This window comes from Lunatibacter salilacus, from assembly GCF_009797935.1.
Taxonomy (GTDB): domain Bacteria; phylum Bacteroidota; class Bacteroidia; order Cytophagales; family Cyclobacteriaceae; genus Lunatibacter; species Lunatibacter salilacus.
On sequence record NZ_VOLC01000012.1, the window covers coordinates 219,399 to 240,697 of the forward strand.

13 protein-coding genes and 1 pseudogene are annotated in these 21,299 nt (G+C 45.2%); 11 read left to right on the forward strand and 3 right to left on the reverse strand.

The annotated features are described in order from the left end of the window. Nucleotides 1–292: 292 nt before the first annotated feature. Nucleotides 293–1,756 carry a hypothetical protein gene (locus FQ608_RS16945; RefSeq protein WP_158859493.1) on the reverse strand — a complete coding sequence of 488 codons (1,464 nt, stop codon included), beginning with the start codon at nucleotides 1,754–1,756 and terminating at the stop codon, nucleotides 293–295. 11 nt (nucleotides 1,757–1,767) lie between these two features. Beyond that, a complete protein-coding gene (locus FQ608_RS16950; protein ID WP_158859495.1) occupies nucleotides 1,768–4,650 on the reverse strand; it encodes a TonB-dependent receptor in 2,883 nt (960 codons plus the stop codon). Between the two features lie 569 nt (nucleotides 4,651–5,219). On the opposite strand from FQ608_RS16950, the gene FQ608_RS16955 reads away from it, so the two are divergent. The 3 genes from FQ608_RS16955 to FQ608_RS16965 all read left to right on the forward strand — a co-directional run bounded on the left by FQ608_RS16955 (nucleotide 5,220) and on the right by FQ608_RS16965 (nucleotide 8,244). Next, nucleotides 5,220–6,074, forward strand: coding sequence for a sugar phosphate isomerase/epimerase family protein (locus tag FQ608_RS16955; RefSeq protein WP_158859497.1), 855 nt, complete (start codon nucleotides 5,220–5,222; stop codon nucleotides 6,072–6,074). 32 nt (nucleotides 6,075–6,106) lie between these two features. Next, a complete protein-coding gene (locus tag FQ608_RS16960) occupies nucleotides 6,107–7,120 on the forward strand; it encodes a Gfo/Idh/MocA family protein (protein WP_158859498.1) in 1,014 nt (337 codons plus the stop codon). Between the two features lie 95 nt (nucleotides 7,121–7,215). After that, entirely contained in the window at nucleotides 7,216–8,244 is a 1,029-nt protein-coding gene (locus FQ608_RS16965) for a Gfo/Idh/MocA family protein (protein WP_158859500.1), read from the forward strand. A 10-nt stretch (nucleotides 8,245–8,254) separates the two neighbouring features. On the opposite strand, the gene FQ608_RS16970 is transcribed toward FQ608_RS16965, so the two are convergent. Then, nucleotides 8,255–8,827: a helix-turn-helix domain-containing protein gene (locus FQ608_RS16970; protein WP_158859502.1), complete on the reverse strand. Its 573-nt coding sequence runs from the start codon at nucleotides 8,825–8,827 to the stop codon at nucleotides 8,255–8,257. 266 nt (nucleotides 8,828–9,093) lie between these two features. Here FQ608_RS16970 and phnA point away from each other — a divergent pair, with 266 nt between their 5' ends. The 8 genes and pseudogenes from phnA to FQ608_RS17010 all read left to right on the forward strand — a co-directional run. Next, a complete protein-coding gene (phnA, locus tag FQ608_RS16975; RefSeq protein WP_158859504.1) occupies nucleotides 9,094–10,344 on the forward strand; it encodes a phosphonoacetate hydrolase in 1,251 nt (416 codons plus the stop codon). Between the two features lie 5 nt (nucleotides 10,345–10,349). After that, nucleotides 10,350–11,798 carry a phosphonoacetaldehyde dehydrogenase gene (gene phnY / locus FQ608_RS16980; protein WP_158859506.1) on the forward strand — a complete coding sequence of 483 codons (1,449 nt, stop codon included), beginning with the start codon at nucleotides 10,350–10,352 and terminating at the stop codon, nucleotides 11,796–11,798. A gap of 21 nt (nucleotides 11,799–11,819) precedes the next feature. Beyond that, nucleotides 11,820–13,040: an NAD(P)/FAD-dependent oxidoreductase gene (locus tag FQ608_RS16985; protein WP_158859508.1), complete on the forward strand. Its 1,221-nt coding sequence runs from the start codon at nucleotides 11,820–11,822 to the stop codon at nucleotides 13,038–13,040. 220 nt (nucleotides 13,041–13,260) lie between these two features. After that, nucleotides 13,261–14,622 carry a flavin monoamine oxidase family protein gene (locus tag FQ608_RS16990; RefSeq protein ID WP_158859511.1) on the forward strand — a complete coding sequence of 454 codons (1,362 nt, stop codon included), beginning with the start codon at nucleotides 13,261–13,263 and terminating at the stop codon, nucleotides 14,620–14,622. Nucleotides 14,623–14,826: 204 nt separating this feature from the next. Further along, nucleotides 14,827–17,145, forward strand: a complete 2,319-nt coding sequence (locus FQ608_RS16995; RefSeq protein WP_158859513.1) for a PSD1 and planctomycete cytochrome C domain-containing protein — start codon at nucleotides 14,827–14,829, stop codon at nucleotides 17,143–17,145. 1 nt (nucleotide 17,146) lies between these two features. Beyond that, entirely contained in the window at nucleotides 17,147–18,601 is a 1,455-nt protein-coding gene (locus tag FQ608_RS17000) for a DUF1501 domain-containing protein (RefSeq protein ID WP_158859514.1), read from the forward strand. Nucleotides 18,602–18,784: 183 nt separating this feature from the next. Next, the gene (locus tag FQ608_RS17005) at nucleotides 18,785–20,962 is read left to right on the forward strand and encodes a c-type cytochrome domain-containing protein (protein WP_158859516.1); all 2,178 of its coding nucleotides are present in this window, start codon (nucleotides 18,785–18,787) and stop codon (nucleotides 20,960–20,962) included. A gap of 99 nt (nucleotides 20,963–21,061) precedes the next feature. Further along, nucleotides 21,062–21,299, forward strand: a pseudogene (locus FQ608_RS17010) (RHS repeat domain-containing protein); the annotation flags it as partial.

Consider the following 21,299-nt stretch of genomic DNA (forward strand, 5'->3'; position numbering starts at 1 on the left):
ATTATTATAATGGAAATTTGCCACATAGGGCGCATAGTGCACATAGCTTTGACTTCAGACACTGAATAATATTTTCCGAATAATTCTATGTGAACTACTGTGAACTATGTGGTTCAAAAAAGGCCACAGCGGAAATCAAGGGGGCACAAAAGTACACTAAGGTTTATTTCAATCGTCCGATAGAATCTATGGTTTCTTTTTGTAACCGTAGAGTAATCTAAAATATTTAACCTTTGCGATCTTCGCGCCTTTGCGCCCTTTGTGGTTCCCCATTTATTTCATCTTGAAGTTTCTATCGTGGCAAATCGTTGCCCATAAATGAGTTTGGATTTACCCTGGGGATGGTTGATCCCCATTTTTCATTTATTGCATCAATAAAGTGGTTGGCGGCAAACGCACTTCCCCGGTTGTTTGGGTGTACTCCATCAGCGGAGAAACCTCCATTTGGAGGTGCGATAGATGCGTTAAGCGTCACCCCATTGGCTTGTAGTGAGCCTTCAAGTGCTGACTGTAGAAGTTGATTAATATTTACCAAAACCAACCTATCTGAATTGGATTGTACGGCTGCGCTAATGACACCATTAAACGTATTGATTTTAGCTGCTATTTCAGCCTGTTCCGATGGGATTAATACATATTCATCTTCTATAGGTATCGAAACCCCACGAATATTCAACGGGCTTCCCACAGTTTGCCCAAGAACCTGGGAAAGTGTCAGCGTAGCCTTGTCATTGGAATTACTTTGTCGTATGGATGGCAAACCCAAGGCAGTGAGGTTTGTGAGGGTTTCATCTTCCATTACGAATCCATTTTGGCCTGGTTGAAATTGAATAGTTCTTAAAATCCGCTCCTCCTGTGTAATAAGTTGCATTTGCTCCGCTTGCATCAAACCCGCGTTGTAAGGCAGATAGTTTGGATTGATAAGAGTAACTTGGCCAGATGACAATGGTAATGCATTCCAAGGTACTAAGTTAAAATAGGGTAATACATTGAGATTTGGGATGTTGGCAACCGCTCCTTTGGCGTTTGGATTCGCTTGAAGCATCGTTCCCAAAGCAGCAGTGTACAACGCAGCGAATTGCTGGTCTGAAGTTAATATTGCCGGATTGGATCCGCCCAGAAGTGCATATCCTAAAACATCATTTTTCCCGAGCCAAAAAGTAAAAAAGGTTCCTCCGTCAGCAAGCGCCGCCGCCGCATCTCCCACCAAGGTCGAAGTTCCAGGATTGCTGGCAAAACGGGCATATTCAGGATTGAAAGCCGGATGATTGGGCTGTGCGGCATTGCCTGTTTCCGGTATTAACGAGGTACCGAGTGAAATCCGGTTTACGCCGAAATTATTTAACGCGCTTTTATTTCCGGCATAGGCCGCAATAGGATTACCTGGTACTATAGGTTCAGGCTGAATGCTTCCTGTGTTGGGATTAATGCGGAGGATGAGCCGGCCCAACGCAATACCGCCAGGTCCTGGCCCAAAGTAACCAACTTCAGCATTGATATCAGGTACATTAAAATCCCCACCTCCAACAGCTTTCATTTGTTCCGCGAGGATAACGGCAAAGGAATTTTGCTGTGAACGGTTGTACAAGGCACCATCCATTACGCCAGCAGTAATGGACGAGCCTATACTGATCATTTTTGTAAAGTCTGCCTCCCCCGATGTGGGTTCGATTATAGGCGTTTCCGGAAAATCATATTGGCAGGAAAAACCTATAATCAGGAGAATAATGGCGGAAAATCTATATAGTTTTTTCATCGTTTCGTAGGTTAGTTTAATAACTCGTCAAAAGTGATAGAAAGGTAATAGATTGCACCCAGGGTAGGTCCTCCAAAATTCATAATGTATCGATTATTGAAGATATTCGATCCACCCAACTTGACGATGGTCTTAAGATTGCTGACTTTGTAACTTACCTGAGCATCTACATTGTGAAACTCGGGCACATCCCCGACCGCAAAGGTTGATTCCCAGTAGAATCCGGTTTGATACCTATAAGCTACGTTAAAACCGAGGTTTTGGGTTAGTTTTCGATTTCCAAACATGATGTTGGTCTTGTGCTCCGGAGTATTGAATCCAAGCAATAAGTTTGGATCTAGATCGGTTAGTAATTTATTATAATTATAGTTTCCACTGATACTGTAATTTTTTGGGAGGTTATAGGTAATTCCAATAGCAGCTCCGTGTGCTTTTACATTCTCATCGATGATGTTCGTATAGGTTTGGAATGTGTTTTCCTGACCAGGTGTAGTGATTGGGGTTAGGAGGGAGGGGGCATTGATGGCGTTGATTGCTCCCTGGTCTGTAGTCATGCCTGCCCCTGGGTAAACTGGCCCTGGAGCCTTACGGACAGCGGTCTGGGCAATAAAATCGGAATAGTCATTATAATAATACGCAAGATCAATTAACAACCTATTATTATTCAAAAGTCCTTTATAACCTACCTCCGTAGATCTAACCTGCTCCGGTCTTAGGTCTGGCAAGGGTTCTGCCACTTGGAGTAGAGCGGTTGCCTCAGGAGCAACAGGGCTGGCTCCAGCACCGACTGCGGCCGTGTATTGTTGGACAGACCCAAGGGTAAACGCATTATCGTAAATCCTGTATTTTTCTCTATAGAAAGGCAATCCTCCAATCAGCCGGGCGGAAACTACGTTGAGGTCAATATGTTGCGCCTGTGTAGTAGGCATACGGAAACCAGTTTGGTAGGATAATCTAAAATTGCTATTTCCCTCTGTATACACCCCGGATATTCTCGGGCTGAATTGTCCTTCAAAATTTTCATTTTTATCGTATCGTATAGATCCGGTAATTTTCAGTTTATCTTGGAGGACCCGCTTTGACCCTTGTGCAAACGCACCTAATTCCTGGATCGTAATTTCATTCCCTTCTACATCGGCAAATATGGTTCCATTGGACCTTAATTCATAGACCCGATAGGAACCACCTACCTGTAAATCCATAAAGTCTATTTCGTTTTTGAAGTCATATTGGCCCTCGACCATGTTCATTCGGGATCGATCATTAAACAAAGAACCAGCGGGAATTTCCACTCCCCTTACTGTTCTCGTCTCCGCATCAAACGCAGCAGAACCCGGTTCGTAGCGTCCGATGTCGGCTTGTGATCGGGCAATTTGATGAGCTGTTGCTTGCTGTTGTATGGAACCCATTGTACCTGGTGCAACCTGTTGCATTGCTAATGCCCCCATGTAATTTAGGGTATACTCCCCAAACCACTGTGAGTTTCCTTTCCATGCATCATTGATATTTACGCCAGTCAAATCGGCAATGTAAGAATCTCCAGAATTCTCCCTTGTGGTATAGGTCCTGAGGAAAAAGTTATCTCCCCGTAATTCCAGCTTATGCTGTGTGATGTTAAAATTATTAAGTGAATACCGTTGTGCCCCGGTGTATACAGACGTTCCTGAACCGTAATTAAGTGTGTAAGATAATTCCGCCCGGTCCGTTATCCTGTAATGCAGGGCTCCGTTGAGTTTATAGTTCTTTGCCCCGTAGTCTACTAAATTACGCTCATCATATCCGGTTCGGGATACGATTTGGTCCGGAATGCTACCGATATATCCGCCAATTCCAAGTGCATTGGCTTGCGTTTGAATAGCACCCACGTTTCGAAGTAGGCCGATATTGTTTGAAACTTCGTCACCAAATACATGGACGAGATTTTCTCCGGGGTTGAAAGGCAATCCTCCCTGTGCTTCCCTGTTAAGATCCGTGCGGTCTGTACCATACCAATCTTCAGCCTCCATAAATGAAGCGTTAATTTTAAAGGCAACCTTATTATTAAAAGCATGAGCATACCGTATAGCCCCTTCATACATAGGCTGGGGTGACTGCGGTTCTCCCGGCCGGCCCCCAAAGTGATTAAATCCTTGTTTATAAAAAGCACTAACTCCCTGATAGTCAAATGGACTTTTACTGTTTACCAGCAAAATACCGTTAAACGCATTCGGGCCGTATAGGGCAGATGAGGCCCCAGGTATTAACTCAAGACTTTCCACATCCAATTCTGAGGGTCCATTGAGATTTCCAATGGGAAAATTTAAGGCAGGTGCTTGTGTATCCATGCCATCAGTCAGTTGAACAAAACGGGTATTCCCTGTGGAATTAAATCCCCGTGCATTTAGGATCTGAAAATTTACTGATGAAGTAGTCACATCCACTCCCTTCAGATTGGCAATTGCTTTATAGTACGTATCACTGGCCGTTTCTCTTACTGCCAGAATATCCATTTTTTCGATAGATACCGGGGACTGCAAAATACTTTCTTCAACTCTCGAAGCAGATACAACCACCTCCTGGCCCAAAAACATCTGCTCTTCTAATTGGATACTAATACCAGTAGCGTTATTTTCAGTCACCACCTGCTCCTGTGAGGCAAACCCGACCATTGAAAACACGAGCGTTAAAGGAGGGTCCTGATTTACCCGAAGATTGAATTCCCCATTCATGTCCGTAATTGTACCCAGTACCTTACCTTTGACCAAAATATTGACTCCAATTAAAGGATCATTGGAGTTCGATTCTACTACTTTTCCAGAAATGGTTGTGACCTGTCCTACCGCTTGGAACCCTACTAAAAACAATACAATAAGTGTGAGGTAAGATCTAGGATGATTGATCGATTGCATGGACATAATAATTTGGGTTTAAAGTTTTCACATTTTTTTCAATCTTTATTTACACTATTAGCTGTTTCATACCCATAAAAATTTTATGACGTATTTGTTGTCTAAAGTCATACTTTTTCATCAGATATTCAAATCTTATACGGGAAATTATTCGTTGGGTGCGTTTATGGACGACTTACACCCTGGATGACTGTTATTTATATTTCTTGTTTACGCATTTTGGAAGGTTCAACGTTACTTGTAGAAGTAGATGTGTAATCTCATCGTAAAAAGTACTAGGATAACTTATTAGTTATTATTTTGAATTCAATGGATTGAAAAAGTTGAATGGTAGTAATTTAAAACCATATATGGTATGGAACAGCTTAAAGATAGCACCTCATTCTTCTATGAACTTATATGTCTCATATGGTTTAAAAATAATTAACCGCATATAGGTTTTCTATGTCTAATTCTGAACCATTATGTCTCCTATGGTTCAAAAAATCGGAATTCTGTCGAATAAATTAAGTAAAACAACCAGTTCGATATATTTTTTTCTAATTTTAGACCGTTGTTCACCTCACTATAATCCCATGAAAAACCTGTATTTTATCTGTTTGATATTTCTTTCAATTGTGTACCAATCAGTTGCCCGACAGGGCAAGCCCCTTTTTCCCGATATGCCGGGCATGGTTTCCTATACTTACCGCCACAGTTTTCAAAAGGATGTGGCAAAAACCCTTGACACCCTGCAACAGATGGGTATCAAAGACATGGAGTTCTCCAATCTCTTTGGTAAAACTGCCGCAGAACTCCGGAAACTCCTTGACGAACGGGACATGTTCTGCTCCTCTTTCGGAGTAAGTTACCCGGACCTGACTACCAAAACAAGAGAAGTGGGTCAAAACGCAAAGACCCTAGGTGCGAAGTTTGTCCGGGTGGCCTGGATCCCACATGATGCGCCCTTTGATGAAGAAGATGCGCTAAAAGCATCAAAAGATTTCAATACCGCCGGAAAAATATTGAAAGACGAATTCGGTCTTACATTTTGCTACCACAATCATGGGTATGAGTTCCACCCCCATAAAAAAGGGACACTTTTTGACCTGATGATGAAGGAAACTGACCCCAAATATGTGAGCTACGAGATCGATATATTGTGGACGTTTTTTCCGGGTGTAGACCCTGCGGCACTTATTAAGAAGTATCCTAAACGCTTTAAGCTGATGCACCTTAAAGACCTCAAAAAAGGTGTGGAAGGAAATATGTCGGGTGGAACGCCGGTGGAAAACGACGTGGCTTTGGGCACCGGGCAATTAGACCTTCCCGCTATCCTAAAAGCAGCCAAAAAATCTGCTATCGAACATTATTACATCGAAGACGAAAGCCCCACCTACTTTAAGCAAGTGCCTCAATCCATTGCATACCTGAAAAGTTTGAGGTATTAATAGTTCGTTTAATTTTTGGTAAGTTTAAGTCTATGAAAAAATTTCAGGATAACGAAGTCCGTTGGGGGGTAATCGGCGTAGGCAGCGTCTGCGAAAAGAAAAGTGCACCCGCCATGAAAAAAATACCCAACTCGAAACTCGTTGCAGTAATGCGCAGGGACGGAGCCAAGGCGAAAGATTATGCCGAGCGGCATAAGGTGCCCACTTGGTACGATGAGGCGGACCAGCTGATAAATGACCCTAATGTCAATGCAGTCTACATCGCAACTCCGCCCAGCTCCCACTTAGAATACACTAAAAAGGTTGCAATGGCGGGTAAGCCAGTTTATGTCGAAAAGCCGATGGCAAGAAATCACGCCGAATGCCTTGAGATGATTAAGGTATGTGAAGACGCAGGAGTGCCGCTTTTTGTGGCATATTATCGCAGGACATTGCCAAATTTTTTGAAAATAAAATCTCTGATCGAAGCAGGTACCATAGGAGAGGTACGCTATGTTCAAGTGGTCATGAACCAACCGGCCCATCCTGATGTAAAGGACGATATCAACGTAAACTGGCGCATTGATCCGGAAATCGCAGGCGGTGGGTACTTTTATGATTTGGGGTCCCATCAGCTAGACTATTTAGATTTTCTCTTAGGACCGATCAAGGAAGTAAGTGCTATTGCCAGTAACCAGGCCGGATGGTATGCAGTAGAAGATATCGTGTCGGCTTCATTCAAATTTGAGTCCGGGGTAATGGGTTCAGGGACTTGGTGCTTTACCACCTCAGAAGTAGCGAAGCTGGACCTGACGACTATTATAGGAAGCAAAGGCAAAATCAGTTACCCGTCCTTTTGGGAAACCTATGTGGATTTGGAAACTGACAACGGCGTAAAAGAACGTTTTACCTTTGAAATGCCCGAACACATCCAATTTCACCTTATCACCCACATAGTCGAAGAATTGCTCGGAAAGGGGAAATCCCCAAGTACAGGAATCAGTGCGGCACGAACCAATTGGGTGATGGAGGAAATGACAAAATCAATGCTAAGAAATCGAGCATGACGTTCCCGTCACACAGTGGGATGATTATAATTGCGAGATTCCATCTGACCATTGAAAAAAGAATTATAAACAGATGAAAATAACTACCAGAACGTATGAGCAAGAAAAAATTGGGATTTGGAATAATCGGAACAGGGGCTATTGCCGGCTTACACGCAGCGGCAATTAATGCCTGTGACGATGCAGAACTGGTGGCAGTTTGCAGCTCAACACAAGAAAGGGCAACTGAAGCAGCTAAAAAGTTTGGAGTTCCTGCTGACCATGAATTGGACAAATTTTTCCAAAGAAAGGAGATAGACATCGTTGCGATCTGTACCCATAGTGGAAATCACCTAGAGCCTGCAATTGCGGCTGCAAAAGCTGGCAAACATATTTTATTGGAAAAACCCATTGAAGTAAGCGTAGCCCGAGCGGATGAGTTGATCCAGGCCTGTAAGTCTGCGGGAGTGAAGTTGGGGGTGATTTTTCAAAACAGGCTTAAACCTGGTTATCTGCAATTGAAGGAAGCCGTAAATCAAGGGCTTTTGGGAAAACTGCTAATGGGCACCGCCGCTATTAATTGGTATCGGGACCCTTCGTATTACAGCAGCAGCAGCTGGAAAGGCACCCTGGTCGGTGACGGTGGTGCTGCCTTAATCAACCAAGGGGTCCATACCATTGATTTGTTGCTGGATATTATGGGAGAGGCAAGGGCCGTCTATGGTCAGGTAAGAACAATGGTCCATGACATTGAGGGAGAAGATGTGGGAGCGGCTTTAATAAATTTTAAGAGCGGCGCTCTTGGGACGATTACCGGAGGTACTGCCCTTTATCCAGGCAATCCCGAACGGTTGGAAATTTATGGGGAAAAGGGAAATGTTATTCTAGAAGCCGGTAAAATTGTGACCTGGAACGTATCCGGATCCACTGGGGATTTGCCTACTTCAGAAGTTGGGGGCAGCGGTGCTTCTGATCCCATGGCTATTGATTACCGACTTCACTTGGGGCAAGTGCAGGACATGGTGGATGCAGTTAGGGATAACAGGGAACCTATGGTAACGGGCGAAGATGCCAGACAATCGTTGGCGCTAATCCTCGGGATTTACCAGTCATCCAGAGAAGGGAAACAAATTGTTCTGAAATAATGGGTTAGCTCTATCCCTTAAAAAAATAAATGACCAACATTTTGGCGGGAACCGTTCCCTCGTTGATGGGATTATGGGCGATATTCCCGTCAAAAAGGATTGAATCCCCCTCATTTAGCGAAATACGCTGGGTTTTAAAGTCGTAGGTGATAGATCCGGAAACCATAAATTTGTATTCGTAGGCATCGGTGGTTACGTAATCCCGGGTGGACCCCGGCATTATTTCCAACAACACAATGTCAATGGTGGTATTGGCAAAGCTTTTCGTGAAAATACGGTAGTAGCTATAGCCCTCAGACGTCTCTTTTTCAAAGAATTCGTATTCTTCTTTTCGCTTTACAAGTATGTTTAAGCCTTTTTCATTCATGGATAAATCGCTGAAAAACTCTGTAAAGTCAATTTCCAGTGCTTTGATTATCTGTATCAAAACAAGGAGAGAGGGAATGGTACGGCTATTTTCTATCTGGGAAATTAACCCCTTACTTACTCCAGCCTTGTCCGCCAAATCCTGTACAGTGAAATTTTTGGATTTCCGAAGGTTTTTAATCTTGTTACTGATTTGTATTAGGACATAATCTTCCATAGGCTGGCTTTAAATAAAAGTCAAATATAGGGCATTTTGGTTAAAGAATGATTGATGAAAAAACCTACACCCTAGAGCAAAATTCTCAACTCACTGCTTAGTATTTGTAAACATTGTTTACCTTTGTCGGGCATTTATGTCCTTTACAATACCAATTTTTTAAGAAAGTTATAAAATATTGAAAGGTCTATTAGCGCTTCGGCCTGCATTAAATCAAAGTTAAGCGTGATATTTAAAGAAATTAGTAAGCAAAAATAGAAGTTATTATGTCAAACCCCATCCAGTCTAATCCCTTTACAGTAAATGATAAAACTTATCATCCAGCGCCTAAGCCCATCGTAGTGATCTGCATGGACGGCTCGGCAGATGAGTATTTGGATTCCAATATGGCCTTTGATCGTCTTCCGAATATTAAAAAAATAGCTAGGCAGGGATATAGGGGGATGGTACGTGGGGCATTGCCTTCCTTTACCAATGTAAACAATTCTTCCATTGTCACGGGAGTGACTCCTGCTGAACATGGTATCTGTGGCAATTTTTTTTACGATAAAGAAAAAGACGAAGAAGTAATGATGAACTCGTCCAGCTATCTGCGTCGGGATACTATTTTGGCGGCAGCGGCTAATGCCGGCAGAAAAGTGGCAGTGGTGACTGCCAAAGAGAAACTTAGGGATATCCTTTCTTACAAACTCGATGGGGGAATTGCGTTTTCCGCCGAAAAAGCCAACCAGGCAAAAATGGACACACATGGAATTGAAAAGGTGGAAGATGTTGTCGGTTACCAAACTCCTGCCATTTACAGTCCTGAAGCAAGTCTTTTTGTGCTTCGAGCCGGGGTGGCTTTGATTGAAAAAGGCATGGCAGATTTTTTGTACCTCTCTTTGACCGACTATATGCAGCATACGTATGCGCCGGATGCGGAAGAATCCCTGAAATTTTATGAAGATCAGGACCGGGAATTGGGTAAATTATTAGCGCTGGGTGCCATTATAGGCGCAACTGCCGACCACGGAATGAATGCCAAGATTACCGCTGAGGGTACTCCAAATGTACTGTATATAGAAACCATGCTTACTGAAAAATTCGGTACAGGATTCCGGGTTATTTGTCCCATTACGGACCCCTACGTCAAGCATCACGGTGCATTGGGCTCGTATGTGGTTGTCCATATTGATGATCAGCAAATCATACCGGAAGTAAAAAACTGGCTTTCCGTTCAATCCGGTATTTCGGAAGTCTATGACAAAGAAATCGGGTGCCGTATCTTGGAGCAACCTTTTGACCGAACGGGAGATTTGTTTGTATTGTCAGGCCGGGATGTGGTTGTCGGAAAAACGCCAAACGACCACGACCTAAAGGCATTGGACGGAACCCTTCGGTCACATGGAGGGCGCTATGAAGAAATGGTTCCTTTACTGATTTCCCATCCTCTCAATGATACCTATAAGCGAAAAGCGATGGGAGATCCGAGAAATTTTGATGTGTTTGATTTCACAATAAATGGAACCAACATATAGAAGCCATGGGTAGCAGTGAAAAAAAATATGACATTCAGCCGCAGCATCTAAGCAGCTATATCGCGGGAAAAAAAATCCAATCCGATTCATTGTTGGAAGTTTTCAGTCCCTATAATGGAACACTGGTTGGCACCGTTACGTTGGCCGATAGCCATGATGTGGAAGCGGCAATTAGTGTGGCATTGGCGAAGGGTGAGGTTACAAGCAGGTATGACCGTTTTACCATTTTGGACAAAACACGGCAACTGCTGATGGAAAACCAGGAAGACTTTGCAAGAACCATCAGTTTGGAGTCCGGTTTGGCGATACGCGAAGCGATGTATGAGACCAAACGTGCCCATGACGTGCTGCTTTTTGCCGCCATGGAATCCCTAAAGGATGACGGACAGGTATTTTCCTGTGACATATCCCCCAACGGAAAGAACAGGAAGATTTTTACTGTAAGGGAGCCTTTAAATTTGGCCGTTGCAATTACTCCATTTAACCATCCATTAAATCAGGTCATTCATAAAATAGCCCCCGCAATAGCTACTGGGACACCTGTAATTCTAAAGCCCTCCGAAAAAACACCGCTTACGGCCATCAAATTGGTGGAGCTTTTGTATAAAGCTGGATTACCTCCTTATATGCTGAGTGTGTTACTGGGACCAACCAAGGAAGTGGCTGAAAAATTGGTCAAAGATCCCCGGGTCGAATTGGTTTCCTTTACAGGGAGTGTGGCTGTGGGTAAGCATATTGCCAATAGCGTCGGATATAAGAAATTAATTTTGGAATTGGGCGGTAACGACCCCTTAATAATCCTGGAGGATGCCGATCTGGATCAGGCTGCTTTTTTGGCTGCGGAGGGTGCATTCAGAAATAGCGGACAACGTTGCACAGCTGTTAAACGCATTTTGGTGCAGGAATCTATAAAGGAGAAATTTTTGGAGAAGTTTCTTGAAAAAGCCAAGACTTATACTTCAGGAGATCCCTTGGATCCCGATACGGTCGTAGGGACCGTTATCAATGAAGCGGCAGCCATTTACCTGGAAGATGTTGTAAATAAGGCGGTTGCTAAAGGAGCCAATGTGCTCTTGGGAGGAAAACGGACAGGAGCTTTAATGGAACCTACTGTAATCGATAATGTACCGAGGGATGCGCAAATGGTCGTTCAGGAATCCTTTGGCCCATTGGCACCGATTCTTACTTTCACGGATGTTACGGATGCCATCGCACTTTCCAACAGCACCGCATTTGGTCTTTCCTCGGGTGTACTTACCCAAAATATGGAATTGGCCATTCGGTTTGTAAAGGAACTTCAGGTAGGTACAGTCAATATCAATGAGGTTCCGGGATACCGCATTGAATCATCGCCATTTGGTGGAATTAAAGACTCTGGATTAGGTATCAAAGAAGGGGTAATAGAAGCTATGAAAGGGTTTACTTATGTCAAAACCTTTTCAATTCCCTGGTAAGAGGTTAAAAGCATCACTATCATGGAAAAGGCGGATCTGATTATTGTAGGCGGTGGCATATTCGGATGTGCGATAGCGTATTATTATTCCCGTGACAATCCCGGGAAGAAGGTAGTGTTGTTGGAACGGAATGGACTGAACAGTGGGGCTACGAGCAGGGCAGCAGCCTTGATGACCGTGGTGCGGCCCAAGCGGTCCTATATTCCACTTTCTTTGGAAACCTATAAAGTGATTTCTCTTTTAGAAAAGGACTTGAACGAATCCTTGGGAATGCAATGTGTCGGGATGCTACATGTGGCAGCCAGCGAACAAACAGTGAATGCGTTGGTTGAATTAGAAGGAATTGGCAGTGAGTTTGATAGAGAAGTATCAACCCTTTCGTCAGGTGAAGCCAACCACCTAGTTCCCTGGCTGAAAACTGACGACTTGTTGAAAATAGCCCTTATGTCCGGGGAGGGATTTTGTGACCCGTATCTTCTGGGGACATTTTTTGCACGCTGTGCGCAACAACAGAGAGCCATTTTAAAACAGGGTATCGAAGTAAAGGCGTTGCTAATAGATAAAAATAGGGTAGTTGGTATTAACACCTCGGAAGGGAAAATGTCTGCTCCGGTTGTGGTGGACGCGGCAGGGGTTTGGGCACCTATATTGGCCAATCAGGCGGGATTTGGGCTTCCTATGGCGCCCGTTCGCAGTCAATATTGGATTACGCAAAAGGCTGAATATTTTCCACCCAACTCGCCTATGGTGCTGCTTCCGGATGCCCAAGCCTATACCAGACCGGATTCAGGAGCCCTGATCATAGGCATTCGGGAAAGTAAATCCATGGTAACCTCCCCCGCAGATTTACCAAAAGACCTCGCTGCTTACGCTTTTAGTCCCGATGAAGGAAGGGATGACCTTGCCGAAAATGGAGCCAAACTGGCCCGATTTTTCCCGAAATTATACGATACCAGAATCAGACATTTCATGGCAGGTTTTTCCGGTTACACACCCGATGGACAATTAGTCTTGGGTGAGGTTCCTGGGGTACAAGGACTGTTGGTGGCTTCGGGTTGCTGCGGTGCGGGTATTTCTGTGGCTGGAGGGGTAGGACTGGGAATTGCTTCCCTAGCTGCCGGCAGTGTCAACCCGTTTGATTTTTCCGAATTTAGATTGGATCGTTTCGGAAGTATTGACGCTTTTGATTATGAGTGGCTTGCCCGTTGCGCTGCAGCGAGATCTCAGAAGGTCAGTGGATGATCTCATGTAACAATGATGCCTCCAATCTCTGTCAATTTACGTAGGCCAGTCTGAATTATTTCAACCTCTCCAGATTTTTGATACTTAATATTGCTCAATAGTTAAGAGAGAAAAAATGGTTAACCTTATCCCAAACATTTTTTCTGTTTATTTTTTGTATTCAATACTGTTTAAATAGATGGAATTATTATATTCGACAACATTTTAATTAACTATTTTTATGAAACGCAGAGAATTTCTTCATGCTACCGCTTTGCTAGGTGGTGCCTTGGCATTACCCAATGAAAGCTTTTCCATGCCCGTAAAGCCTAAAAAGCCCAAACATGTGCTTGTTATCGGGGCAGGGTTCGCGGGTTTGGCAGCTGCCTATAAATTGAAAAAGGAGGGCATCCGGGTAACCATATTGGAAGCCAGAAATAGGGTAGGGGGAAGGGTGTATTCCCATAGCCCACTAAAAGAAAAGGACCTTGTGATTGAACTCGGTGCCGAATGGGTAGGGAAATCCCATGAACGGGTCATCGAACTATGTCAGGAGTTTGGCTTAGAACTGCGCAACAATCAATTTGATACGCATCTTATTTATCAAGGAGGATATTCGAAGGCGAATGAATGGAAGCTTTCCGATGATATGGAAAGTTTTTGGGATAAAAGACGGACGTTTTGGGAGGAGCTTTCTTCCAAAGACAAAGCTGGAATGGACAAGATGGACTGGTGGCGTTTTCTTTCACTGAGGGGTTTTTCCGATAGGGACCTTGACATACGGGAATTACTGGATAGTACGGATTTTGGGGAGACCATCCGCAGCGTTTCAGCGTATTCAGCAATGTGTGAATATGCGGAAAGTAGCGACAAAAACGAAATGGATTTTAAGATTATAGGTGGAAATGGATTGTTGGCCAAGAAAATGGCGGATGCTATAGGTTCAGAGAACATACACCTTAGTCACGCCGTTCAGACCGTCAACCAGGGGAAGCAAGGTGTTACACTAATTTGTCAAGATGGTAAGACCTTTACTGCAGACCGATTGATATGTACAGCTCCAACCTACTCGGTGCTGAAAATGAATTGGAATCCAGGATTGCCGTCATCACTTACCGAGGCACTGCACAGCCTCCAATATGCGCGTATAGGTAAATTCCCCGTTGTTTTTTCAGAGCGGTTTTGGGGGACGGAAAACTTTGACTGTGTAACTGATGACGCGGGCCATTATTTCTATCATGGCACCAAAGACCAACCCGGAAAGGAGGGTGTGTTGATATCCTATTCAGTAGGGGACAAAGCAGACGTTCTTAACGCCCAACCTGCAGAGCGCAGAAGGCAATTGGTATTGGAATCTTTGAAGCCAGCCTTTGGAGATTTGAACAAGTATGTCCTGTCCGACATGAAATATTATTGGGGAAAGGATCCTTATTCGTATGGGGCCTATGCCAAGTATGGTATCGGACAATGGTCCCAGGTAATGCCAGTTCTACGCAAGTCCTTTCGGTCCGTTCACTTTGCCGGGGAGCACTTGGCAGATTGGCAAGGGTTTATGGAGGGGGCAGTCAATTCGGGCGAAGATGCAGTTGATCAGTTTCTTTGATTTTTTAAAGAGATAAACGGAGGGGAAATAATTATATTTAATACCACTATATTTCCACTCAACAAAAATTCTGGCAAGCTCAGTAGAATTTTCGGATTTAAATGGACAAGGAAGCATTATTTGCTTACATTAGCCCATAGATAATCATTAATACCCAAAAAACACCTAAGAGAACCTTGGGTTGATCAAGGAATCACAGAATTTATGCATAAGCGATTATATCAATTGGGAACAGCAATAGCTATGGCTATATTCCTCTTCCCATCATGTAAATCCGGCGAGGATAGTGGAGTTGAAACAGCAAAAATCCCCGACCAAATCAGCTACAATTTTCATATCCGTCCCATTCTTTCTGACAACTGCTTTGCCTGCCATGGCCCTGACGCAAATAAGCGTGAGGCGGGATTGCGACTGGACATTGGAGAGGAGGCGTATAAGGCCCTTTCGGAGACACCTGGAGCGCATGCCCTAGTTCCAGGAAAACCAAGGGAATCAGAAGCCTACCGACGTTTACTCTCTGATGATCCCTCTATTCAGATGCCACCGCCCGAATCCAACTTAAAGCTAACGGATCGGGAAATCCGTATGATTGAAAAATGGGTGCGTCAGGGAGCTGTTTACGAGCCTCACTGGGCATTTGTTCCACCAGGAAAGCCGGAATTGCCAGCTGTCTCCCAATCAGACTGGCCTGTCAATGAGGTGGATTATTTTATTTTGGCGATGCAGGAAGAATCCGGAATGAAACCAAATCCCCGCGCGGACAAGGAAGCTCTTCTGAAGCGGCTGAGCTTGGACCTGACAGGATTGCCTCCTAGCGTCGAGCAGATGGACGCCTTTTTGGCCGACAATTCTCCTGAGGCATATGAGAAACTGGTGGACAAATTGCTATCCAGCCCAGCATATGGGGAAAAGATGGCCGTTTACTGGATGGATATCGCCAGATTTGCGGATTCCCACGGATTTCAGGACGACAGCTACAGAAGTCAGTGGCCATGGAGAGATTGGGTGATCCATGCGTTCAACCAAAACATGCCCTATGACCAGTTTATTACCTGGCAGCTTGCCGGGGACCTGATACCGGACGCGAGTAAGGAACAACTTTTAGCTACCGGATTCAACCGAAACCATAAAATCACCGAAGAGGGAGGTATCGTAGATGAAGAGTACCGGGTCATGTATGTTACTGACCGTACCAATACATTTGGCAAGGCACTGATTGGCATTACCATGGAATGTGCCGGCTGCCACGACCACAAATACGACCCCATTTCCCAAAAAGAATATTATTCTCTTTACTCCTTTTTTAACAACATACAGGAAAAGGGGATAGAATCAGTGGTTGGTGGCCCTGAGACCTATGCCAAAAGACCTTTTATGCATATCAGCAACGAGGATGCTGAATCCATACTTTCCTTTGTAAACAAAAAAGACACTCTAGACTTGATCGTTTCGGTAATGGGTGAACTGGACTCAATTCGTCCTACCTATGTGCTGGACAGGGGAATCTATGACCTTCCTACAGATCCCGTGGAACCCCTTACGCCGGAATCTATCCTACGTTTTGGTCCAGAATATGAAAAAAATAGACTGGGGCTTGCCAAATGGATGTTCAGTGAAGAAAATCCACTTACATCCCGTGTTTTTGTCAATCAGATATGGCAGGAAATATTTGGTAAGGGTATAGTGACCACTCCCGGTGACTTTGGCATGCAGGGTGCGCTCCCAACCCATCCTGAGCTTCTGGACTGGCTCGCAGTTGACCTACGGGAAAACGGCTGGGACATGAAGCGGCTTGTTCGGCAACTGGTAACATCGGCTACCTATATGCAGTCGGCCGTAGTAAGCAAGAAGCAACTTGAACGGGATCCTGACAACAATTTACTCACCAGAGCGCCCCGTTACCGTGTGAAAGCGGAGTTTGTCCGGGATATGGTATTGGCAAGCAGCGGACTACTTAATAAGGAAATTGGGGGTCCCAGTGCCAAGCCCTATCAGCCCTCCGGCCTTTGGGAAGGAGCCACTTCAGGGCGGGGAATTCTTTCTGTCTACAAACAGGACCACGGTTCGGAGCTTTATCGGCGCGGGTTGTACAATTTTATTAAACGGACAGTACCGCCGCCTGCGATGACTGTATTTGACGGCAGCAACCGCGATCAGTGTGAAGTGGAACGTTTGATTACAAATACTCCTATCCAAGCCTTGGTCATGCTCAATGACCCCACCGTATTGGAGGCGTCACGGGTATTGGCAAGCAAACTCTTGAAGGAGAATGCAGACCCGGAAGTCATTATAAAAAGTGCATTTCGGACGATCGTATGCCGACAGGCTACTGAAAAAGAGGTATCTATTCTTACGAATTATTATGCGGGAAGACTTTCCGTGTTAGACGAATCCGCAGCTTCCGATCTGCTGGATGTGGGAGAATATCCTCATATGGAGGGCGTGGATACTATTAAATTGGCTTCCCTGATGCAGGTGATAGCCGCTATTTATAACCTAGAAGAAACCATTTCTAAGACTTGATATGGAAAAAGACATAATTGAACATCGGCTAAACATAAACAGAAGGCGTTTTTTGTCACGGATGAGTTTGGGATTGGGTGGGGTGGCTCTTGGATCCCTGCTAATGCCTGACCTTATGCGGGGAACCGGAAGTATGGATGCATCTATGATACCTGGACTGCGTGACTTTGCCCCCAAAGCCAAGCGGGTGATTTACCTGTTTCAAAACGGTGCCCCTTCCCAAATCGAATCCTTCGATTACAAGCCGAAACTAAAAGAGATGGTAGGGCAGGAGCTTCCGGATTCCGTGCGTGGCGGCCAGCGGCTGACAGGCATGACGGCCAATCAATCCTCCTTTCCGCTTGTGGGCTCTTTTTCAAATTTTCAACAATACGGCCAATCAGGAACTTGGGTCAGTGACCTGTTTCCTTATACCTCCAAGATTGTAGATGACCTTTGCATTGTCCGGTCCATGCATACTGAGGCGATCAATCATGATCCCGCACTTACCTTCTTTCAGACAGGAGCACAGCAGGGCAACCGTCCCAGCATGGGTGCCTGGCTAAGTTATGGGTTGGGCAGTGAAAACCAAAATCTTCCAGCGTTCACCGTACTTCTTTCCCGGGGTATCGGCAACGGTCAGGGTGTCTATTCCAAGCTTTGGACGAATGGTTTTCTTGACTCGGTTCATCAAGGGGTGCAGTTTAGCAGCGGAGAGGACCCCGTCCTATATCTGAAAGACCCCAAAGGAATGAGCCGGGATGAACGCCGGGTGATGCTAGACAATATCGCCGAGCTTAACCAGCTATCCTATGACAAATATGGAGATCCTGAGATCAGCGCCAAAATTCAACAATATGAAATGGCCTACCGGATGCAGACTACCGTACCGGAAATCATGGATTTAGGTAATGAGCCGGATTCAGTTATCAAGCTCTATGGTCCAGATTGTTTGGTTCCGGGAACCTATGCGGCAAATTGCCTGATGGCCAGAAAACTGTCAGAAAATGGCGTGCGATTCGTACAGCTGTATCATCAGGGATGGGACCAACACGATAACCTTCCTTATGAGATTACCCACCAGGCAAAGGATACAGATCAGGCATCAGCGGCGTTAGTTACCGACTTGAAGCAGCGTGGACTGCTTGATGAGACATTGGTGATTTGGGGCGGCGAATTTGGCCGTACCAGTTACAGTCAGGGAAAGCTTACAGCAGACAACTATGGTAGAGACCACCACCCACGCTGCTTCAGCATATGGATGGCCGGGGGAGGAGTGAAGCCCGGATTAGTGTACGGTGAAACTGACGAATTGAGCTACAATGTCGTCAAAGACCCGGTACACGTGCACGATTTCCAGGCCACTGTGCTGCACATGCTTGGGCTTGACCATGAAAAGCTAATATATAAGCACCTAGGACGCCGCTTTAGGCTTACTGACGTGCACGGTCATGTGATCAAGGACTTGATTGCTTAAAGAATTTGACTACCCATAGAAATAACCGATAGATGAAATCGAGCCTGCCTACAGGACTGGCAGGCATGACGAAAACGTCACACTCTGGGATGAATATCATTGCGAAATTCTCCCGAGAATCGGGACAGGCTAGCCCGATAAACCGGGGCAAGTTGTTACCTCTAAAAAACAAACTATATAAACATGAAAATCAGGCTAATTGGCATTGCTGAGGGAATTTTGTTTGCAGGCAATGTGCTGTTGCTTTATTTCCTTTTGTTTGAGTCATACCTTACCATTCCGGTGTGGCTTCAGCCCTTCGGAAGGATGCATCCGCTGATGCTTCATTTTCCGGTTGCTTTACTTCTGCTTGCCCTTCTAATGGAATTCTTCCGATTCGTTCCCGAATACAGAAACTTGGAATTTTATAAAAACTTCACAAGGTATTTGTTGCTATTTTCTGTGCTCACGGCACTAGTGGCCGCACTGATGGGTATCTTTTTATCGCTCGAAGAGGGATATGCCGGAAGTGCCGTACTGGATTGGCATAAATGGTCTGGAGCCGGGTTGGTTTTTCTGGCATCTCTTTTATATGCCTTCCGAAACCACCCGAGCTATACGCAAAATGTGGCCCGAATAGGAACGGGAGTGACAGCGGTAGCGCTTGTTCTTGCAGGACATTTTGGAGCAACACTTACCCATGGAGAAAACTTTATTTTAGGACCTGTACTCCAAGCCAGGACAGTAACCGTGCCCTTTGAGGAGGCCCAGGTGTTTGACCACCTAATCCTTCCGGTTTTGGAAAGGAAGTGCAACTCCTGCCACAACCCCAGCAAATCAAAAGGGGAACTGGTAATGACCACAGAAGAAGGCTTACTCCGGGGAGGGAAGAACGGGGTACTTTTTGTTGATGGCAATCCGGAGGAAAGCCTGCTTTTGGAACGAATCCACCTTCCTGAATCGGAGGAAGAACATATGCCTCCATCTGGAAAACCCCAGCTTACGGACAGTGAAAAGGCACTGCTGGAATACTGGGTCAAAGCCAACCTGCCAATCGAGACGCGAGTGGCAACACTTCCTGCTACCGATTCCTTACGGATGTTGGCAGTTAGTTTTCTCAACCCTACTCCATCCGAGCCATCTTATGATTTCCCAAGCGCTGATCCAAGTACAGTCCAGAATCTAAATACAGAATACCGATCAGTCGTTCCGCTTTCCAAGGATTCACCAGCCCTTGATGTAACCCTATTTAATGCATCAAAATATACGCCCAGTTCATTGGAAGAGCTCATAGCTGTTAGCGAACAAGTGGTCGGACTCCATCTGGCTAAGATGCCGGTTACCGACTCCGAATTGAAGACCATAGGCCGGTTTGAGAATCTCTCCCGCTTGAATCTGAATTTCTCCGAAATCTCAGGCACGGGCTTGGTAGAACTCGCAGGGCTAAAGCAACTTCGTCACCTATCTCTTTCAGGGACTGGGGTTGACTATGCATCCGTAAAAGATTTGGCAGAGAAAATGCCCGGATTACGTACGCTGACTTTGTGGAATACACCACTTACTTATGCGGAATTGGACGATCTCAGAAGGGATTATCCAGGTTTGGAATTGGTCTCAGGCAGGGAAGAAACTGCGGAGGATATGCTTCAGTTAAACCTTCCCCGGTTAGCCAATGCTTCAAATATATTCCGAGATACTATGATGTTGAATATTGGGCACCCGATACGGGATGTGGAGATTCGCTTTACACTAGACGGTTCGGAACCGGATAGGGAAAATGCAGATGTCTTTGTCCTTGGGGAGACAGTTCTGGAAGAGGGAAAATTGGTAAAGGCCAGAGCCTATAAGGAAGGATGGTTGGGCAGCGAAGTTGCGACCTTCAATGTTTACCAAAATAGACATCTGCCAGACTCTGTAACCCTGCTTTCACGTTTAAATCGGGTCCATCCTGCCAACGGTGCCAATACATTCTTTGACGGTGAGATGGGAACCTTCAATGCAAATAGCCCCGCCTGGGCGAATAATTGGGCAGGTTTCTTACGAAATAATATGGAACTGCTTTTTCGCTACCACGAGGCGGTATCGGTAGGCAGTATAGCTATGCGGGTGCTGGTAGAACCGGAAACGGTCATTTTCCCTCCCGCATCCATAGAGGTATGGGGCGGTAATGATCCAGACAATCTAAAGCTAGTCGGAAAAATGTCCCCAAAGCAACCCTCAGCGGAGGGAAAGCCTTATATCGAGCTGGTAACCTGTGACTTCCCTGCCTTTGACGGGCGTTACTTTAAAGTTATTGCCAAACCGGTAGAAAAGATCCCGGACTGGAGTCGTAGAAAAGGCGGTGCGGCATTGCTGCTGGTTGATGAGATGTTTGTGAATTAAGTATGATGGCAGGTATGACCATTTTGTGCGGGTACGTACCGATACGGGTTTAATGGTAAGGAGCTCGACGGCGGCGGCGAATGGGGCGGACAGAACAACTACGACTATGGGTTTAGGATCTATAATCCGACAATATCGAAGTTTTTGAGTGTGGATCCGTTGGCTCCCGATTTTCCGTGGAACAGTCCGTATGCATTTGCAGAAGGAAGTCCAATCTCGAATATTGATCTTGACGGGCTGGAAAAGCATGACTTCAGAACCCATATGAAAATGGGCCAAGGAAGTGGAAACCCGGCTCTTGGGTTAATCACCTACCCTGTCGATTGGTTGGAAGATA

What these genes read in the sequence shown, in the direction of transcription:
- FQ608_RS16945 (WP_158859493.1), bottom strand. Translation starts at nt 1,756, where the DNA reads ATGAAAAAACTATATAGATTTTCCGCCATTATTCTCCTGATTATAGGT.
- FQ608_RS16950 (WP_158859495.1), bottom strand. Translation starts at nt 4,650, where the DNA reads ATGTCCATGCAATCGATCAATCATCCTAGATCTTACCTCACACTTATT.
- FQ608_RS16955 (WP_158859497.1), top strand. Translation starts at nt 5,220, where the DNA reads ATGAAAAACCTGTATTTTATCTGTTTGATATTTCTTTCAATTGTGTAC.
- FQ608_RS16960 (WP_158859498.1), top strand. Translation starts at nt 6,107, where the DNA reads ATGAAAAAATTTCAGGATAACGAAGTCCGTTGGGGGGTAATCGGCGTA.
- FQ608_RS16965 (WP_158859500.1), top strand. Translation starts at nt 7,216, where the DNA reads ATGAGCAAGAAAAAATTGGGATTTGGAATAATCGGAACAGGGGCTATT.
- FQ608_RS16970 (WP_158859502.1), bottom strand. Translation starts at nt 8,827, where the DNA reads ATGGAAGATTATGTCCTAATACAAATCAGTAACAAGATTAAAAACCTT.
- phnA (WP_158859504.1), top strand. Translation starts at nt 9,094, where the DNA reads ATGTCAAACCCCATCCAGTCTAATCCCTTTACAGTAAATGATAAAACT.
- phnY (WP_158859506.1), top strand. Translation starts at nt 10,350, where the DNA reads ATGGGTAGCAGTGAAAAAAAATATGACATTCAGCCGCAGCATCTAAGC.
- FQ608_RS16985 (WP_158859508.1), top strand. Translation starts at nt 11,820, where the DNA reads ATGGAAAAGGCGGATCTGATTATTGTAGGCGGTGGCATATTCGGATGT.
- FQ608_RS16990 (WP_158859511.1), top strand. Translation starts at nt 13,261, where the DNA reads ATGAAACGCAGAGAATTTCTTCATGCTACCGCTTTGCTAGGTGGTGCC.
- FQ608_RS16995 (WP_158859513.1), top strand. Translation starts at nt 14,827, where the DNA reads ATGCATAAGCGATTATATCAATTGGGAACAGCAATAGCTATGGCTATA.
- FQ608_RS17000 (WP_158859514.1), top strand. Translation starts at nt 17,147, where the DNA reads ATGGAAAAAGACATAATTGAACATCGGCTAAACATAAACAGAAGGCGT.
- FQ608_RS17005 (WP_158859516.1), top strand. Translation starts at nt 18,785, where the DNA reads ATGAAAATCAGGCTAATTGGCATTGCTGAGGGAATTTTGTTTGCAGGC.